General features: G+C 72.3%; 16 protein-coding genes. 6 read left to right on the top strand and 10 right to left on the bottom strand.

Features of this window, described 5'->3' with window-relative positions; all coding sequences use genetic code 11:
- Nucleotides 1-209: 209 nt before the first annotated feature.
- From AA0005_RS07800 to AA0005_RS07785, 4 genes are all read right to left on the bottom strand, one after another.
- Nucleotides 210-1979, bottom strand: coding sequence for a glycoside hydrolase family 35 protein (locus tag AA0005_RS07800; RefSeq protein ID WP_413452844.1), 1770 nt, complete (start codon nt 1977-1979; stop codon nt 210-212).
- 123 nt (nt 1980-2102) lie between these two features.
- Entirely contained in the window at nt 2103-3458 is a 1356-nt protein-coding gene (locus AA0005_RS07795) for an ABC transporter substrate-binding protein (RefSeq protein WP_413452843.1), read from the bottom strand.
- Nucleotides 3459-3514: 56 nt separating this feature from the next.
- Nucleotides 3515-4450 (bottom strand): carbohydrate ABC transporter permease, encoded by a 936-nt coding sequence (locus tag AA0005_RS07790; protein WP_413452842.1) that lies wholly within the window; start codon nt 4448-4450, stop codon nt 3515-3517.
- Nucleotides 4451-4453: 3 nt separating this feature from the next.
- Complete coding sequence (locus AA0005_RS07785; protein WP_413452841.1) at nt 4454-5368, bottom strand: carbohydrate ABC transporter permease; 915 nt, start codon at nt 5366-5368, stop codon at nt 4454-4456.
- A 154-nt stretch (nt 5369-5522) separates the two neighbouring features.
- Here AA0005_RS07785 and AA0005_RS07780 point away from each other — a divergent pair, with 154 nt between their 5' ends.
- Entirely contained in the window at nt 5523-6611 is a 1089-nt protein-coding gene (locus AA0005_RS07780) for a LacI family DNA-binding transcriptional regulator (RefSeq protein WP_413452840.1), read from the top strand.
- A 21-nt stretch (nt 6612-6632) separates the two neighbouring features.
- Here AA0005_RS07780 and AA0005_RS07775 read toward each other — a convergent pair whose 3' ends face one another.
- Nucleotides 6633-8264, bottom strand: a complete 1632-nt coding sequence (locus tag AA0005_RS07775) for a thiamine pyrophosphate-binding protein (RefSeq protein ID WP_413452839.1) — start codon at nt 8262-8264, stop codon at nt 6633-6635.
- Between the two features lie 2 nt (nt 8265-8266).
- Complete coding sequence (locus AA0005_RS07770) at nt 8267-9037, bottom strand: cyclase family protein (protein ID WP_413452838.1); 771 nt, start codon at nt 9035-9037, stop codon at nt 8267-8269.
- A gap of 133 nt (nt 9038-9170) precedes the next feature.
- On the opposite strand from AA0005_RS07770, the gene panB reads away from it, so the two are divergent.
- Nucleotides 9171-10028, top strand: coding sequence for a 3-methyl-2-oxobutanoate hydroxymethyltransferase (panB, locus tag AA0005_RS07765; protein ID WP_413452837.1), 858 nt, complete (start codon nt 9171-9173; stop codon nt 10026-10028).
- 129 nt (nt 10029-10157) lie between these two features.
- On the opposite strand, the gene AA0005_RS07760 is transcribed toward panB, so the two are convergent.
- A complete protein-coding gene (locus tag AA0005_RS07760) occupies nt 10158-10406 on the bottom strand; it encodes an SPOR domain-containing protein (RefSeq protein WP_413452836.1) in 249 nt (82 codons plus the stop codon).
- Between the two features lie 37 nt (nt 10407-10443).
- Here AA0005_RS07760 and map point away from each other — a divergent pair, with 37 nt between their 5' ends.
- Complete coding sequence (gene map, locus AA0005_RS07755) at nt 10444-11316, top strand: type I methionyl aminopeptidase (RefSeq protein WP_413452835.1); 873 nt, start codon at nt 10444-10446, stop codon at nt 11314-11316.
- A gap of 99 nt (nt 11317-11415) precedes the next feature.
- On the opposite strand, the gene AA0005_RS07750 is transcribed toward map, so the two are convergent.
- Entirely contained in the window at nt 11416-12267 is an 852-nt protein-coding gene (locus AA0005_RS07750) for an AraC family transcriptional regulator (RefSeq protein ID WP_413452834.1), read from the bottom strand.
- Nucleotides 12268-12295: 28 nt separating this feature from the next.
- On the opposite strand from AA0005_RS07750, the gene AA0005_RS07745 reads away from it, so the two are divergent.
- The 3 genes from AA0005_RS07745 to AA0005_RS07735 are packed head-to-tail and all read left to right on the top strand — an operon-like array spanning nt 12296 to nt 14357.
- Entirely contained in the window at nt 12296-12775 is a 480-nt protein-coding gene (locus AA0005_RS07745) for a VOC family protein (RefSeq protein WP_413452833.1), read from the top strand.
- A gap of 57 nt (nt 12776-12832) precedes the next feature.
- Nucleotides 12833-13597, top strand: coding sequence for a polyphosphate--glucose phosphotransferase (ppgK, locus tag AA0005_RS07740; protein WP_413452832.1), 765 nt, complete (start codon nt 12833-12835; stop codon nt 13595-13597).
- A 1-nt stretch (nt 13598) separates the two neighbouring features.
- A complete protein-coding gene (locus tag AA0005_RS07735) occupies nt 13599-14357 on the top strand; it encodes an MBL fold metallo-hydrolase (RefSeq protein WP_413452831.1) in 759 nt (252 codons plus the stop codon).
- A 9-nt stretch (nt 14358-14366) separates the two neighbouring features.
- On the opposite strand, the gene AA0005_RS07730 is transcribed toward AA0005_RS07735, so the two are convergent.
- Complete coding sequence (locus AA0005_RS07730; protein WP_413452830.1) at nt 14367-15167, bottom strand: hypothetical protein; 801 nt, start codon at nt 15165-15167, stop codon at nt 14367-14369.
- A 93-nt stretch (nt 15168-15260) separates the two neighbouring features.
- Nucleotides 15261-15629: an RNA-binding S4 domain-containing protein gene (locus tag AA0005_RS07725; protein WP_413452829.1), complete on the bottom strand. Its 369-nt coding sequence runs from the start codon at nt 15627-15629 to the stop codon at nt 15261-15263.
- Between the last annotated feature and the right edge of the window lie 125 nt (nt 15630-15754).

The raw sequence follows: 15754 nt of genomic DNA, 5'->3' as shown, positions 1-15754 counted from the left end.
GCGCGGCTGGCGCGGCCCCGCTGTCCACGGCAAGTACTCCGCCGGCGACGAGCGCGGCGCCCGCTGTGAGCGCCACTCCACTCCGCCATGGTCGTGACGTCGTCATCACAGATCCTTCCGTCGTTGGTGGATCCGACGCAGGTGCGCCGGCCGTGATGGCCGAGCGGCGCAGGTGCGCCGCTCGGCCGGGCAGGGCGGTGGCCCCGCCCTCAGTCCGCGGTCGTGGTCGACCAGCGTGGTCCGGGGACGAAACGGGCGGCGGCGTCGGCGGCTCCGCTGAGCTCCAGCACCACGAGCGTGTTGCCCTCTTCCCGGACCAGCGGCGCGGGGACGTAGAGGGTCTCCTGGGGGCCCTTGCCCCAGTAGCGGCCGAGGTTCCAGTCGTTGAACCAGGCCATACCCTTGCCGAAGCCGCTCGTCTCGAGGAACAGGTCGGCCGGCACCTGGCCGTCCAGGTGCCAGACGGACAGGGCGGGGCCACCGATGCCGGGCGCCGTCGCCGGGGTGCCTGGCGTGGAGGCCGCCTCCGCCGCCCACTGCTCGATCGGGAGCGCGGCAGCCTGCCAGCCGTGGACCGGCCGGCCGTCGACGAGGACCGGCCCGATGACGCCCTTGGGCTCACCGATCCGGGGCCCGTAGTTCACGCGTCCCTGGTCCTCGACGAGCAGCTCGACCGTCGCGCGTCCCGTCGCCGGGAGGTAGACGGCTCTGGCACCCTCGGCCCGGTCGAGCACGGCGACGGGCTGCCGGTTGACGAACACCTGCACCCGGTCCCGTGCTTCCCCGATGGTGAGCAGCGCGGCAGCCGGCAGGTCCAGCCAGGTGCGGTAGAGGGAGAAGCCGGAGAGCGCACCGATCTGCTCGTGCGTGGGCGCCTCCTCATACTCCCCCCAGGGGGTGTGGCGGTCCACGAAGGCCCACAGCGACGTCGTCGACGCGGGCTGGGTGACCACGAAGGTCGGGGCCGGCGTCCGCCGCCGTACAGGGTGCGCCCCGAGCCCGCGGTGGGTGCGGATGACGGCCTGCATGGCGTCGTACTTGGGGGTCGGTGTGCCGTCCTCGGCCATGGGCGCGTCGTAGTCGTAGGACGTGATGGTCGGGCGGTAGCTGCCCTTGTCGTTCGCCCCGCTGGTGAAACCGAAGTTCGTACCGCCGTGGACCATGTAGAGGTTGACCGAGGCTCCGGCGCTCAGCAGCTCGCGCAGGTCGTCACCGGTCCCGTGCGGGTCGGTGACGTGGTGGTCCTCGCCCCAGGCGTCGAACCAGCCGTTCCAGTACTCCATGCACATGAGGGGCCCGGTGGTCTGGTGGCGCCGCAGGGTCTGCAGCCGCTCCAGGCTTCGCGAGCCGAAGGTCGCCGTGCGGTGCAGCTCGGGCAGCCCGCCGCGGGAGAGCATCTCGTCGTCGGCCTGGTCGCAGGTGAAGAGCGGGACGGTGATACCGCCGCCACGCAGCATGTCCACGAGCTTGCGGAGGTAGACCTTGTCCTCGCCGTAGGCGCCGTACTCGTTCTCGACCTGGATCATGAGCACCGGTCCACCCCGGTGCACCTGGAGCGGCGCGATCACCGGCAGCAACGCGTCCATGTACTCCTGCACGGCTGCCAGGTAGCGCGGCTCGTCGCGACGCATCTGCACGTCCGGGTCCGCGAGCAACCACGCCGGGATGCCACCGTTGTCCCACTCCGCGCAGATGTACGGGCCCGGCCGGACGATCGCGTGCATCCCCGCGTCCTGCACGAGGCGCAGGAAGCGCGTGAGATCCCGTTGCCCGTCGAGGCGGAACTCACCGCGCTGCGCGGAGTGGAAGTTCCAGGCGACGTACGTCTCGATCGTGTTGAGCCCCATCGCCTTGGCGGTGGCGATGCGCCCCTCCCACTGGTCGGGGTGGATGCGGAAGTAGTGCATCGCGCCGGAGATGATCTGGTGCTCTCGGCCGTCAAGCACGAAGTGCTCCTGGCCGATCTCGAAGCTGCTCATCGCTCCTCTTGGGGTGGTTCAGGGCAGGGCAGAGCCGCGCCTCGTCGGTGGGTTCCCGCTGGGCGGGCGAAGTCGTGCACGGGGGCGCGCCCACCAGCTGGGTGGGCGCGCCTCCGGGCTGGGTCAGGGAGTGGAGACGGTGAAGCCCTGGTCGTTGCCGTAGGAGACGATGGCGTCCTGCCACGCGGCGAGCCCCTCGGCCACCGTCGTGTCGGAGACGTAGGCCTGGCCGACGGAGTCGTTGAAGACGCTGTTGGCGTAGACCTGGTAGGGCAGGTACTGCCAGCCCTCGACGACGTTGGCCGCAGACTCGGCGAACACCTGGTTCGCCTGCTGGCCGCCGAAGTACTCGAACTCGGCGTTGAGGAACTCCTCGGCCTCGATGTGGGCCGTGGTGGCGGGGAAGGCTCCCAGGTCCACGCGGGTCTGCACGCCGTCACCGACGTTGGCGTACTCGAGGAACGCGTACGCGAGCTCCGGGTTGCTGCTCGCCGCCGGGACGGCGAGGGAGCTGCCACCGTTCTCCGCGCTCGCCGTGCCGCCGTCCTCCCACTGGGGCATCGGGGCGACCCGGAAGGAGCCGGAGGCGCCTGGGACGCCGGACTCGAGGTTCGCCGGCATCCAGGCTCCGGTGACGAGGGTCGCGATGGATCCGTTGCCCAGGCTCTGGTACCACTCGTCGCTCCAGGAGCTGATCGGGGCGACGAGCTCCTCGTCGATCATGGTGTCCCAGAACGAGGCGAAGGTCGTGCTGCCCTCGTCGGCGAGGTCGACGGTGACGTCGGTGCCGTCGGCCTGGAAGGGCTGGCCACCGGCCTGCCAGATGAGGCTGGTGGTGAAGCCGGCGTCACCGGTGTCGTTGGTGATGTAGATGCCGGGGTCGGCCTCCTTGAGGGTGCGGCCCGCCTCGCGGAACTCTTCCCACGTCGTGGGCACCTCGATGCCGTGCTCCTCGAACAGGTCGGCGTTGTAGAACATCGCCATGGGACCGGAGTCCATGGGCAGGCCGACAATGCCGTCACCGGAGGAGACCGCGGCCCACGGCCCGGGCGTGAAGGTGCCGTCGAGCTCACCGGCACCGAACGCAGACAGGTCGGCGAGGTCGCCGGCGAGGGAGAACTGGCCGAGCGCGTAGTACTCGACCTGCGCGACGTCCGGCACGCCGCTGCCGGCGGCCATGGCGTTCTGCAGCGCGGTGTACTGGTCGTTGCCGGTGCCGGCGTTGACGAGGTCGATCTCGACGTTCGGGTACTCGGCCGTGAAGTCCTCCACGACCTGCTCGAGGGTGGGCTCCCAGGCCCAGACGGTCAGGGATCCGCCCTCCTCGAGGACGGCGTCGAGGTCGACCTCGCCGGCGGGCGCGTCACCGCCACCGGTGCGGCCGTCGTCGGCGCCACCGCCGCAGCCGCTCAGCGCGAGAGCGGCTGACGTCAGGAGCGCGACACCGGCGACGGTGCGGCGCGATCGGGTTCGGGACATGGGGTGACCTCTCACTTCATTGGGGGTTGGAGGAACTTCGGCGGGCTGGGAGGCGCCTACTCCTTGACGCTTCCGGCGGCCAGGCCGGACTGCCAGTACCGCTGGAGGAGGAGGAAGGCGGCGATCAGGGGGACGATCGTGAGCAGGGAGCCCGTGATGACGAGGTGGAAGATCGCCTCGCCACCCGCCGTCGCCGCCTGCGCGTTCCAGGCGTTGAGGCCGATCGTCAGGGGGTACCAGTCGGGGTCCTTGAGCATGATGAGCGGCAGGAAGTAGTTGTTCCAGGTCGCCACGGTGGTGAACAGGACGACGGTGACGATGCCGGGGGCGAGGAGACGGAGACTGATCGAGAGGAAGGTGCGCCACTCCCCCGCCCCATCCATGCGCGCCGCCTCGAGCAGCTCGGTGGGGATTGCCTCGGACGCGAAGGTCCACATGAGGTAGAGCCCGAAGGGCGAGATGAGGGAGGGGATGATGACGGCCCACGGCGTGTTCGTCAGTCCCATGCGGCTGAACATGAGGAAGGTGGGGACCGCCAGCGCGGTGCCGGGAACGGCGATCGCCCCGATGACGACGGCGAAGACGCCTCGCTTGCCGGGGAAGTCGAACTTCGCCAGGGCGTAGCCCCCGATGATCGCCAGCACGGTGGCGCCACCGGCGCCGGCGACGACGTAGAGCAGGGTGTTGGCGAACCAGCGCAGGAAGATGCCGTCGTCGTAGCTGAGCGTCTGGACGATGTTGTCCCAGAGTGCGAAGTCGTCCGCGAACCACAGCCCGAAGGAGGACAGCAGGCCCTCCTGGGTCTTCGTCGCGTTGACGAAGAGCCACACGAGCGGCACCAGGCTGTAGACCAGCACGATGCCCGTGACGGCGGTGAGCACGGCGCTGCGGCGGGGCCGCTCGCGCGAGACGACGCGGGGACGCAGCGTCGTGAGGCGACGGCGCCTGGCCTGGGTGGCGGGCTGCGAGGTGGTGGTGACGTCGACGGTCATGGCTCAGGCCTCCCGGCGCATGCCGCGCAGCTGGACGGCGTAGGCGACGACCATGGTGAGCAGGCCCATGATGATCGCGACGGTCGCGGCGTAGTTGTACTGCTGTCCCGCGAAGGACAGGTTGTAGGCGTACAGGTTGGGGGTGAAGTACGTGGTGATGGCGTTGGGCGCAAGGCTCTGCAGGATGCTCGGCTCGTTGAAGAGCTGGAAGCTGCCGATGATCGAGAAGATCGTCGCGATCACCACCGCGCCGCGGATCGCCGGGAGCTTGATGGACCGGACGACGCGCCACTGGCCGGCGCCGTCGATCTCCGCCGCCTCGTACAGGGAGGTGGGGATGACCCGCAGCGCGGAGTAGAAGATCAGCATGTTGTAGCCGACGAACTCCCACGTGACGATGTTGCCGATCGCGAGCAGCACGAACTCCGGGGACAGCGGGGCGGGCAGCGAGATGCCGAAGGCGTCGTTGATGTTGCCGACGAGCCCGAACCGGGTGCCGTACATGAAGCCCCACATCAGCGCCGCGACGACGGCGGGGACGGCATAGGGCAGGAAGATGGAGATCCGGAAGAAGTTCGAGCCGTACAGGCGGGCGCTGTCCACCGCCATGGCGACGAAGAGCGAGATGCCGAGCATGACGGGCACCTGGACGACCAGGAAGATGCTGACCCGGCCGAGCGCGGACCAGAACTGCGGGTCGTTGAGCGCGCGGCTGTAGTTCTCCAGCCCGACGAACACCGAGCCACCGACGAGCTGGTCGCGGAACAGGCTGATGACGATCGAGTACGCGATGGGAGCGAGGAAGACCAGCGCGAAGACGAGCATGAACGGGCCGATGAACGTCCACGCCCGCCACGAGCGTCGCCGGACCCGGCGCACCCTGACGCCTCCAGCTGACGGTGCCGCGCTGATCGCCATGTCCACTCCTTCGTGTGAACCAGGATGTTTACGTAAACATCGCTGGGCGATACTCTGGCACTACCGAACAGAACCTGTCAACATCTATCTCAGACGCCCAGTCCGGGCGCTCGGGCGAGGAAGCCCGCCGACACGGAGCCGCGAAGGGGGCTGCATGAGTCTTGAGACGCACCCGGTCAGCGGCGGGCGGCGGCCACGCACCGACGAGCCCGTGCCCCCCCGGCGCCGCCGCCGTACCGCGCCCTCGATCGGTGACGTCGCCGCCGTCGCCGGTGTGTCCGCGCAGACGGTCTCCCGGGTGTCCACGGGCTACCCCGGGGTCCGTCCCGAGACCCGGGATCGCGTGCTGGCGGCGATGGACGAGGTGGGGTACGTCCCGAACTCGGCGGCCCGCGCGCTCAAGCACGGTTCATTCCGCACGATCGGTGTCATCGCCCACCAGCTCGGCCGTACCGGTGAGTCGTTCACCGTCGATGCCGTCCTGGACGCCGCCCGCCAGGGTGGCTACGGCGTCACCCTGGTGGACGTGCGCACTCCCACGTCGGAGGACGTGAGCGCGGCCGTGGCGGGGCTTGCGGACATGGCCATCGACGGCCTCGTCATCATCCGCGCCGAGTCCACCACGCCCGAGACCCTCACTCTGCCGCCGCACATCCCGGTGGTGGTCTCCGACTCCCACTTCGCCGGGCACCACCCGGCGGTGGCCACCGACCAGGACGGCGGGTCACGCCAGGCCGTTGAGCACCTGCTCGGGCTGGGGCACCGGACCGTCAGCCACCTGGCGGGGCCCGCCGACTCGCTGCCGGCCGTCGAGCGCGAGACCGCCTGGCGGGAGACGCTGCGCGCAGCGGGGCGGCCGGTTCCGCCGCCGTACCGAGGCGACTGGTCGGCGGCGGCCGGGCACGACCTGGGGGCCCAGATCGCCGCTGACGTCGCCAGGGGCGACGTGACGGCGGTCTTCTGCGCGAACGACCTCATGGCGCTGGGTCTGTACCGCGCCCTGTACGAGGCAGGCCTCCGGGTCCCCCACGACGTCTCGGTCATCGGCTTCGACGACGTCCCGGAGGCGGCCTACTTCTGGCCGCCGCTGACCTCGGTGGCCCAGGACTTTCACCTCATCGGTGAACGGCTGGTGCACATGCTCGTCAGCCAGATCGACGGCGGCCAGCGCCCCGGCGAGCGGGTGTTGCTGCCCGTGGAGCTGGTCGTGCGGGGCAGCACCGCACCGCCGCCTGCGGCCTGAGACGGTCCGCCCGCCACCGGCTCAGTGCCCGAAGGCCTCCGCGAGCCACCACGCCGGCTCGTCCGCCACGACCTTGGCGTCGACGAGCAGCGGCCGGTCGCGTGGCCCGTCGAGCCAGGCGCGCACCGCCTCGAGGTCGCCCACCTCGCGCACGGTCACCGCATCGAAGCCGTAGCCGGCGCCGACGGCGGCGATGTCGGTGGGCGGGAAGGTCACCGTCGCGAGGTCCTCGCCGGGGAAGTGGTGGACCTCGGCGCCGTAGGCGTCGTCGTTGTAGACGACGACCACCATCGGTAGCCCCAGCCGGCGGACCGTGTCGAGCTCGGCGGCGCCCATGAGCGCGCCGCCGTCGCCGAGGGCCGCCACCGGCAGCCGGTCCGGCCGGGCCAGGGCGGCGCCGATCGCCGTCGCCAGCCCCAGGCCGATCGACTGGAAGGCCTGGGTGAAGCAGAAGCCCTGCTCGTCGGGCACGTCGAGGTACATCGCCGGGTAGCCCATGAAGTTGCCCGAGTCGACGGCGACGACGCGCTCGCGCGGGAGCAGGTCGTCCAGCGCGGAGGTGAGGGTGCGCGGGTCGATGCGACCGCCGTCGGACGTGTCGGTGTACGGCACGTCGCGCCACCGCAGCTCGCGGCGCAGGCGCTCGCGCAACTCCTCGCTGCGGTAGCCCTCGCTGCGGTGGGCGCCGAGGAGCCGCTCGGCGCCGCGCGCGGCGGCGGCGACGTCCCCGACGACGCCGAAGCTCAGCTCGCGGTGCGCGCCCAGCGCCTCGGGTGTGTCGTCGACCTGGACGACGGTGGCGCCCTCCCCGATGAGCCGCCCGTGGCGCATCGTCCACATGTTCAGCGCGCAGCCCCAGCCGACGACGAGGTCCGCGCCGGCGATGAGCTCGGCCGCGAGCGGGGAGGAGAAGCCGCCGGAGACGTCGAGCGACCACGGCTCGTCGTGGAAGAGTCCCTTGGCGACGGCGGAGGTCGCCAGCAGCGCACCGCACGCGTCAGCGAGCGCGACGAGCGCCTCGCGCGCCTGCGGGGAGCGGGAGCCGCGGCCGGCGACGAACACCGGCCGGCGGGCCGTGCGGATCGCGGTGGTGAGGCGCTCGAGGTCGGCCTGGGCGACGGCCCGGGCGGGCGGCGGGACGCTGGGGCCCGGCAGCGGCGCGTCCTCGATCTCGGCGTCGAGGACGACGAGGGGCAGGTTGAGCACGACCGTGCGGCGCTCGTCGCGGGCCATGGCGACGGCGGCCGCCGTTTCCTCCGCGGCGGTGGCCGGGTCGGTGATCCGCAGCGGGACCGCGCCGACGGCGTAGGCGATCGCCTCCTGGTCGACGTGGAAGTTCGAGGTGAGGGTGACGGCCTCGGGGGCGAGGACGACGAGCGGCGTGCGGGACTTGGCGGCCTCGGCGATGCCGGTGAGCGCGTTCGTCAGGCCGCAGCCCTGGTGGACGGTGAGCGCCGCCGGTACGCCCGCGGTGCGGGCGTACCCGTCCGCCATCGTCGCCGCCCCGCCCTCGTGACGGGCCGCGACGAACCGGGCCCCGGCGTCGATCATCGCGACGGTCACGTGGAAGTTGCCCGAGCCGACGACGCCGAAGACGTGGTCGATCCCGCTCGCGACGAGCGCCCGGCCGACGACCTCCGAGACGCGGACCACGGCTAGCGCTCGACGAGCGCGAGGACGCGCACGGGGGAACCGGAGCCGCCGTCGATCTTCAGCGGCGAGGCGAGGACGACGGCGCCGGTGGCGGGGAGCCGGTCGAGGTTGCGCAGCTGCGACAGGCCGTACTTGCCGTTGCCGAGGAGGAAGTGGTGGCAGGGGAACAGCGGGTCGAAGCCGCCCGCCGCGCCCGCGTCGGTGCCGACGGTGTCCACACCGATGCCCTGCAGCGGGCTCTCCTCGGCGACCCACCGGGCCGCCTCGACGGACATGCCGGGGCTGTGCGGGCCGTCGTCGGCGCGGTTGATCATGTCCTCCTGGCTCGTGCGTGCCGACCAGCCGGTGCGGCACAGCAGCCACCCGCCCTCGGGCAGCGGGCCGTGCTCGGCGACGAAGGCCTCGATGTGCTCGCGCTCGATGAGGAAGTCCGGGTCCGCGGCCACGTGCTCGGTGACGTCGAGGACGACGGCGGGCGCCACGAGCGCGCCGACCGGCACGGAGGCGATGTCGGCGAGGTCGCGGCCGCTGGCCCAGTGGTTGGGGGCGTCGAAGTGGGTGCCGGTGTGCTCACCGGTGCGGAAGTTGTTCCAGTACCAGGCCGGCCCGCGGTCGTCGTAGCGCGAGATCTCCTCGAGCTCGAAGCGCGCCGTCTGCCCGAACTGCTCGGGCAGCTCGAGGATCGGCGTCTGGGAGCTCAGGGGCGCGGTGAGGTCGACGATCTCCACCGCGCCGCTGCGGAGCGCGGTGAGCAGGTCGCTGAGCACGGGCATGAAGTGTCTCCCTTGACGACGAACGTGGCCTGGTCAGGGCCGATCCTGACACAGCACCCGGCGCACGGCGCCCGATGTCCGCGGGACGCGTAGGGTCGGGGCACCAGCACACCCACCTGGAGAACGAACGACGATGAGCGAGCAGACCCCAGCCTCCACCCCCGCCGGCGCGACCGCCGGGGTGCCCGTCCCCAAGCGGGTGCGGGTCCACCACCTGGCGCAGATGAAGGAGCGGGGCGAGCCGATCACGATGCTCACCGCCTACGACGCCGTGACCGGGCGGATCTTCGACGAGGCGGGCATCGACATGCTGCTCGTCGGGGACTCGATCGGGAACACCATGCTCGGCCTGGGCGGCACGATCCCCGTGACTCTCGACGAGATGATCCCCGCCGCGCGCGCCGTCGCCGGTGCCGCGCACCGGGCGATGGTCGTCGCCGACCTGCCCTTCGGCTCCTACGAGGCCTCCCCGCAACAGGCCTTCGCCTCCGCGGCGCGGATGCTCAAGGAGGCCGGCGTGCACGCCGTCAAGCTCGAGGGCGGGGAGCGCATCGCCGCCCACGTGCGGCTGCTGTCGGAGTCGGGCATCCCGGTGGTGGGCCACCTCGGCTTCACGCCGCAGTCGGAGAACGTCCTCGGCGGTGCGCGGGTGCAGGGGCGCGGTGACGAGGCCGCCGAGCGGCTCGTGCAGGACGCCGTCGCCCTCCAGGAGGCCGGCGCCGTCGCCGTCGTCCTCGAGATGGTGCCCGCCCCGGTGGCCGAGCGTGCCACGGAGGTGCTCCACGTGCCGACGATCGGGATCGGCGCCGGGCCGAGCTGCGACGGCCAGGTGCTCGTGTGGACCGACATGGCGGGGATGACGGCGTGGGCGCCGCGCTTCGCCAAGAAGTTCGGGGACGTCGGGGCGGCGCTGTACACCGCGACCCGCACCTACGCCGAGGCCGTGCGCGAGCGTGCCTTCCCCGGCCCCGAGCACACCTTCGCCGAGTAGCGCGCGCTCACTGGCGGCCACCCGGCGTGACCTCCCCGGTTCTCTTCAGCGCCACCCGTTCCCGGGTGGGAGGTCAGAGGAGAACCGGGGAGCTCAGCGAAGCGGGCCGGCGCCGCCGCCCGGACCAGGTCAGTCGTCGTCCTTCCAGGCCTTGTCCTCCTCGTCCCAGGCCTCGTTGCGGTCCGCCGCGCGCTCGTAGGCCTCGGCCGCCGCCTCGCGGGTGGGGTAGGGCCCCATGCGGTTGAGCGCGCCGGAGACCTTGCCCTCCTCGATCTCGCCCGTGCGGGTGTTGAGGTAGAACTCCCCGAGGCCGTGCGGCTTGGTGACCTTCTCGATGCGGTCCTCGCGGTTCTCAGCAGGCTCGTGCACGCTGGCCATGGCGCCTCCTTCGTCGGGCCGTACGTAGACTCCTCCCATGCTTGCCGATCGCGCCCCGCTGGGCACCCTGACACCCGGAACCATCTCCCCGCGGCGGCCCGTCCCCACCTCGATCGAGTACCCCGAGTACGTCGACAGGCCCGAGCCGCAGCCCTTCACGGGCAGCGAGGTCAACGACGCCGAGACGATCGAGCGCATCCGGCGCACCGCCCGCCTCGCGGCCCAGGCGCTGGCCCACGTGGGTGCGGCGGTCCGGCTCGGCATCACGACCGACGAGCTCGACCTCATCGGCCACGAGTTCGCCCTCCAGCACGGCGCCTACCCCTCCTCCCTCGGCTACCGCGGCTTCCCCAAGGGGCTGTGCACCTCGGTCAACGAGGTCGTGTGCCACGGCATCCCGGACAGCACCGTCCTCAGGGACGGGGACATCGTCAACATCGACATCACCCTCTTCCGCGAGGGCGTCCACGGCGACAACAGCGCGACCTTCCTCGTCGGCGACGTCGACGAGGAGTCCCGCCTCCTCGTCGAGCGCACCCGCAAGGCGATGGAGCGCGGCATCCGGGCGGTCAAGCCCGGCCGGGAGATCAACGTCATCGGCCGCGTCATCGAGGCGTACGCCAAGCGCTTCGAGTACGGGGTGGTGCGCGAGTTCACCGGCCACGGCGTGGGCCGCGCCTTCCACTCCGGGCTCATCGTCCCCCACTACGACGCCGCTCCCGAGCACAACGAGGTCATGGAGCCGGGCATGGTCTTCACGATCGAGCCCATGCTCACCCTCGGCTCCCCCGAGTGGGACCTGTGGGACGACGGCTGGACCGCCGTCACCACCGACCGCGGTCGCACCGCCCAGTTCGAGCACATGGTGCTCGTGACGGAGAGCGGCGCCGAGATCCTCACCCTGCCCTGACCCACCCTCCTCGCGAGTACGCACCGACGGTCACCGGGCGGGCCTCGGGCGGGCGCCGTCGTGACCGTCGGTGCGTACTCGGCGGAGGAGGGAGTGGGGCTACGCGCGGCGGTACGTCGAGGGCGGGACGCCGACGACGGCGGTGAAGGCGCGGGTGAAGTGGGCGTGGTCGGCGAAGCCGAGGGACGCCGCCAGGGCCGCGAGGTCCTGGCCCTCCCCCGCGTCCAGCGCGGCGACGGCGTCCTGCAGCCGGTGCCGCCGCAGCACCCACAGCGGCGAGGCCCCGACGTACCGGGCGAAGAGCCGCTGCAGCGTGCGGACCGACACGTGCAGCTCCGCGGCCACCGGCGCCACCGTCACGTGCTCGCGGCGCCGCATGAGCGTCACCGCCTCGCGCACCGTGCGGTAGCCCTCGTCGGCGCGCACCGCGTCGAGCCGCGGCGCGAGCACCTCGGACACGTGGCCGACGACGACGTCGCGGCGGGCGCCGTCGTCGTCCTCAGCGAGCACGTCGCGGGTGAGGGGGCCGACGACGTCGCCCAGCACCTCCCGCGCGGGCACGACCGTGTCGGTGAGGTCGGCGACGCTCCGCCCGAGCAGCGCGGCGAGGCCGCCGGGGTGGAAGGCGAGCCCGGCGACCCGGCCGGCGACGGGCAGGTCGACGGTGAAGACGCGGGTGACGAGGCCGTGGACGAGCGCCGCGGGGACGGGCAGGCCGTGGAGCACCCCACCCTCGGCCGCCTCGACCGTGAGGTGGGTGACGGGGTGGGACAGGACCTGCTGGCGGAAGGGGACGCGCTCGGCGCGCCGCCAGGCCACCCACCAGTAGTAGGCGCCGACCTCCGCGAGCGGGCCGGGCAGCGGGAGGCGGCCGGAGTCGAAGACGTCCGCGCCCGCCGCCGGCCACAGGACGGTGCCGTCGCGACGTTGGCGCGGATCTTCAAGCCCCACGTGCAGCACTCTAGGGAGGCTTGAGGGCATGAGCACACACCTTCCGGAGGGCTACACCTCCCTCAGCCCGCTCGTCGTCGTCTCCCCCGCAACCCAGGCGATCGACTTCTACTGCACCGTCCTCGGCGCGCGCGTCGTCACCCGCATGGACGGGCCCGACGGCTCCGTCTGGCACTGCGAGCTCGACCTCGGGCACGGCCGCATGACCGTCATGGACCCCAACCCGCAGTTCCACGCGGTGCCCAACGACCCGGGCAGCGACGACGCGCGCTTCTCGATCGCCGTCTACGTCCCCGACGTCGACGCGACCCTCGCCGTCGCCCGCGAGCGGGGCGCGCGGGTCCGAGAGGAGGCGGCCGACTTCGCGGTGACCGGCGACCGCTTCGCCTCCGTCCAGGACCCGTTCGGCGTGCGGTGGACGCTGATGACACGCGTGGAGCACCGCACCGATGCGGAGGTGCAGCAGGGACTGGACGCCTGGCGCGCGTCGCTCGACCAGCCCGCGTGACCGGCTGGCGGTAGGCTCCGAGTCGCTCACCGCCGTCGAACCACCGGAGCAGTACCGATGCCCACGACCAGCACCCCCGTCGCCTTCGGCATCGACATCGGCGGCTCGGGGATCAAGGGGGCCCCGGTCGATCTCGCCGCCGGTGAGCTGACCACCGAGCGCGTGCGCATCCCCACCCCCGCGAAGTCCACACCGAAGGCGGTCGCGGCGGTCGTCGAGGAGCTCGTCGGCGGCTTCGAGCTCGCCCCTGACGTGCCGATCGGGCTGACCTTCCCCGCGCCGATCAAGCACGGCGTCGTCCCCTTCATCGCCAACCTCCACGAGTCGTGGCGGGGCGTGGACGTCCCGCAGGTGATGAGCGAGGCGATCGGCCGGCGGGTCGTCGCGGTCAACGACGCCGACGCCGCCGGCTACGCCGAGACCGTCTACGGCGCGGCCAAGGGCGTCGAGGGCCTCGTCCTCGTCGTCACGCTCGGCACAGGGATCGGCTCCGCGCTTATCGCGAACGGCACCCTCGTGCCCAACACCGAGCTCGGGCACCTCGAGATCGACGGCCACGACGCCGAGAGCCGCGCCGCCGACTCCGCCCGCGAGCGCGAGGACTTATCGTGGAAGAAGTGGGCCAAGCGCCTGCAGCGCTACTTCGAGACGGTCGAGATGCTCTTCTCCCCCGACCTCATCGTCGTCGGCGGGGGCGTGAGCAAGAAGGCCGACCAGTTCCTCCCGCTCCTCAAGCTCCAGGCACCGATCGTGCCCGCAGCCCTGCGCAACCAGGCCGGCATCGTCGGGGCCGCTGCTCTGGCGGCCGCCAACCACCGCTGACGTGCTCGAGCAGGTCTCCGCCCGCGTCTGGGTCACCACCTCCCCCACCTGGCTCACCACCTCCACCGTCGTCGTGGACGACGACGGCGCCTGCCTCCTCGTCGACCCCGCCCTCACGCCGGCAGACCTCGTCTCGCTCCAGCGCGAGCTCACCGAGCGGGGCTGGCACGTGGCCGCCGCCTTCTCCACCCACCCGCACTGGGACCACGTGCTGTGGTCGACGACGCTGCCCGACGTCCCGCGCTGGGCCACGCCCGCGGCCGCGGCCGCCTACTCGGACGACGAGCTCGCCGAACAGGCGGCACGCGACCTCCCCGGCCACCAGTGGGACGTCGTCGGCGGGACGACGCCGCTCCCACCGGACACCACCGAGCTGCCGTGGACCGGCCCACGCGCCGTCGTCGTCCTCACCCCGGGCCACGCTCCCGGGCACGCGAGCCTCCACCTGCCCGACGACGGCGTCCTCGTCGCCGGGGACGTGCTCTCCGACATCGAGGTGCCGCTCCTCGACGACGATCCGGGCGCCGTCGACGCCTACCGCAAGTCCCTCCAGCGGCTGGCGGACGTCGTCGCCGGGTGTGACGCCGTCGTCCCCGGGCACGGGCGGGTGGCCGACGCCACGGAGGCCAGCCGCCGCATCGCCGCCGACCACCGCTACATCGACGACCTCACGGCCGGCGTCGCCCCGCTCGACCCGCGCCTGGGCGACGCGCGGGTGCGTGCCGAGCACGAGGCCCAGGCGGCGCAGCTCCGCCCGTAGGCCGGGCCCTCAAGTAACGGCGATCACGAGCGCCGCCCCCATGACGACGGAGCTCAGACCGTTGACGACGAGGAGAAGCGCCCCGCCCCACCCGTTGCTCGTGTACCGCAGGCGCCAGACGCCCAGGGCGAGGCCGAGCGGGCCCAGCCCGAGCGCCGCGCAGATGATCGCGCCTACCAGGTGACCGTCGGCACGCCGCTGCCGGTCCGTGGGCGGTTCCAGCGGGCGGAAGGTCAGCGGCTGCTGGCGCGTGTGGCGCCTCAGCCGTGGGCGATTGCGGGGATCGCGCAGGTACCGCCTACGGCGCAGGTGCATGCCCGCCGCGGAGACAGCGACAAGGACCGCGACTGCTCCCCAGAGCAGGGCGACCCACAGGGCGGGGCCGAAGAAACGGTCCAGGAAGGGGGCACCATCCAGGGTCCAGCTGCTGAAGGCCGCGCGCGTGGCGAATGCGCCCGCGAACACCGCCCCCCAGAAGGTGCCGACCGATGGGATGTGGTCCGTTGGTTCGCGTCGCATCACCCGCTCGAGGTCGGGCGTCAGGACGACCGCCTCACCGACCGTGATCTTCACCTGCTCGGCCAGCGGCTCTCGCCACGCCCGCACCGTGGAGTGCGCGACCAGCGCCGCGCCCCAGCACGCGAGGAGCGCCATCACGGGGAGGTGACCGTAGAGCAGTAGGCCTCCCACGACGGCGTACCAGCGCTCGGCGGTGCTGTCTGAGGTGAGGCCCGCCAGCACCTTCTCCGCCGTCACCGGTCGGCCGAGACGCCGATGGGAGAGGACGACGTTCGAGAGCCAGAACCCCACAGCCGCCGTCACCGTGACGACGAGGGCGAACTGCCGCGTCCCGGTGGCCAGCGGCGAGGCTGAGGCTCGGCGTCTCGCTTCGCTGCCCACGCCTCAGTAGCCGCGCAACCGCGTGAGGTCGCGCCGCTCGCGCTTGGTGGGGCGGCCGGCGCCGCGCTCGCGCACCGGGACGGCGGCCTGCTCCACCTTCGGCGGGGGCGGCGGGGTCTCGTCGATCATCGCCTGGGCGGCGAGCGGGGCGCCGACGCGCTTGCGCAGCGGCCGCTGGACGACGACGGTGCGCTCCTGCGGGCCGCCCGTCACGACCACGCGGCTGCCAACGCCGACGAGCGTGGCGGGCTTGGCGCGGTCACCGTCGACGCGCACGTGGCCACCGCGGCAAGCGGCCTGGGCCTGGCTGCGGGTCTTGAAGATCCGCACCGCCCATAGCCAGCTGTCCACGCGCACGGAGTCCTCGGCCATGGACCGATGCTACGCGGGCGGGCCTGATCCGCGCCGGTGACCTTCCCGGTTCTCCCCACCGCAGCCCGAGCGGAAGGGGGAGCTCGAAGGACAACGGGGGACATCGGCGAAGCGGCGCGCTTCAG

This window comes from Georgenia phoenicis, assembly GCF_047302425.1.
Taxonomy (GTDB): domain Bacteria; phylum Actinomycetota; class Actinomycetes; order Actinomycetales; family Actinomycetaceae; genus Oceanitalea.
The sequence above is the reverse complement of the archived record's forward strand: the minus strand, read 5'-3'. Positions and strand labels throughout refer to the sequence as shown.

Excerpts from the sequence above, each read along its gene's own strand:
- AA0005_RS07795 (WP_413452843.1), bottom strand. The coding sequence starts at position 3,458 with ATGTCCCGAACCCGATCGCGCCGCACCGTCGCCGGTGTCGCGCTCCTG.
- AA0005_RS07800 (WP_413452844.1), bottom strand. The coding sequence starts at position 1,979 with ATGAGCAGCTTCGAGATCGGCCAGGAGCACTTCGTGCTTGACGGCCGA.
- AA0005_RS07745 (WP_413452833.1), top strand. The coding sequence starts at position 12,296 with ATGAGCACACACCTTCCGGAGGGCTACACCTCCCTCAGCCCGCTCGTC.
- AA0005_RS07725 (WP_413452829.1), bottom strand. The coding sequence starts at position 15,629 with ATGGCCGAGGACTCCGTGCGCGTGGACAGCTGGCTATGGGCGGTGCGG.
- map (WP_413452835.1), top strand. The coding sequence starts at position 10,444 with ATGCTTGCCGATCGCGCCCCGCTGGGCACCCTGACACCCGGAACCATC.
- ppgK (WP_413452832.1), top strand. The coding sequence starts at position 12,833 with ATGCCCACGACCAGCACCCCCGTCGCCTTCGGCATCGACATCGGCGGC.
- AA0005_RS07785 (WP_413452841.1), bottom strand. The coding sequence starts at position 5,368 with ATGGCGATCAGCGCGGCACCGTCAGCTGGAGGCGTCAGGGTGCGCCGG.
- AA0005_RS07790 (WP_413452842.1), bottom strand. The coding sequence starts at position 4,450 with ATGACCGTCGACGTCACCACCACCTCGCAGCCCGCCACCCAGGCCAGG.
- AA0005_RS07780 (WP_413452840.1), top strand. The coding sequence starts at position 5,523 with ATGAGTCTTGAGACGCACCCGGTCAGCGGCGGGCGGCGGCCACGCACC.
- panB (WP_413452837.1), top strand. The coding sequence starts at position 9,171 with ATGAGCGAGCAGACCCCAGCCTCCACCCCCGCCGGCGCGACCGCCGGG.
- AA0005_RS07760 (WP_413452836.1), bottom strand. The coding sequence starts at position 10,406 with ATGGCCAGCGTGCACGAGCCTGCTGAGAACCGCGAGGACCGCATCGAG.
- AA0005_RS07770 (WP_413452838.1), bottom strand. The coding sequence starts at position 9,037 with ATGCCCGTGCTCAGCGACCTGCTCACCGCGCTCCGCAGCGGCGCGGTG.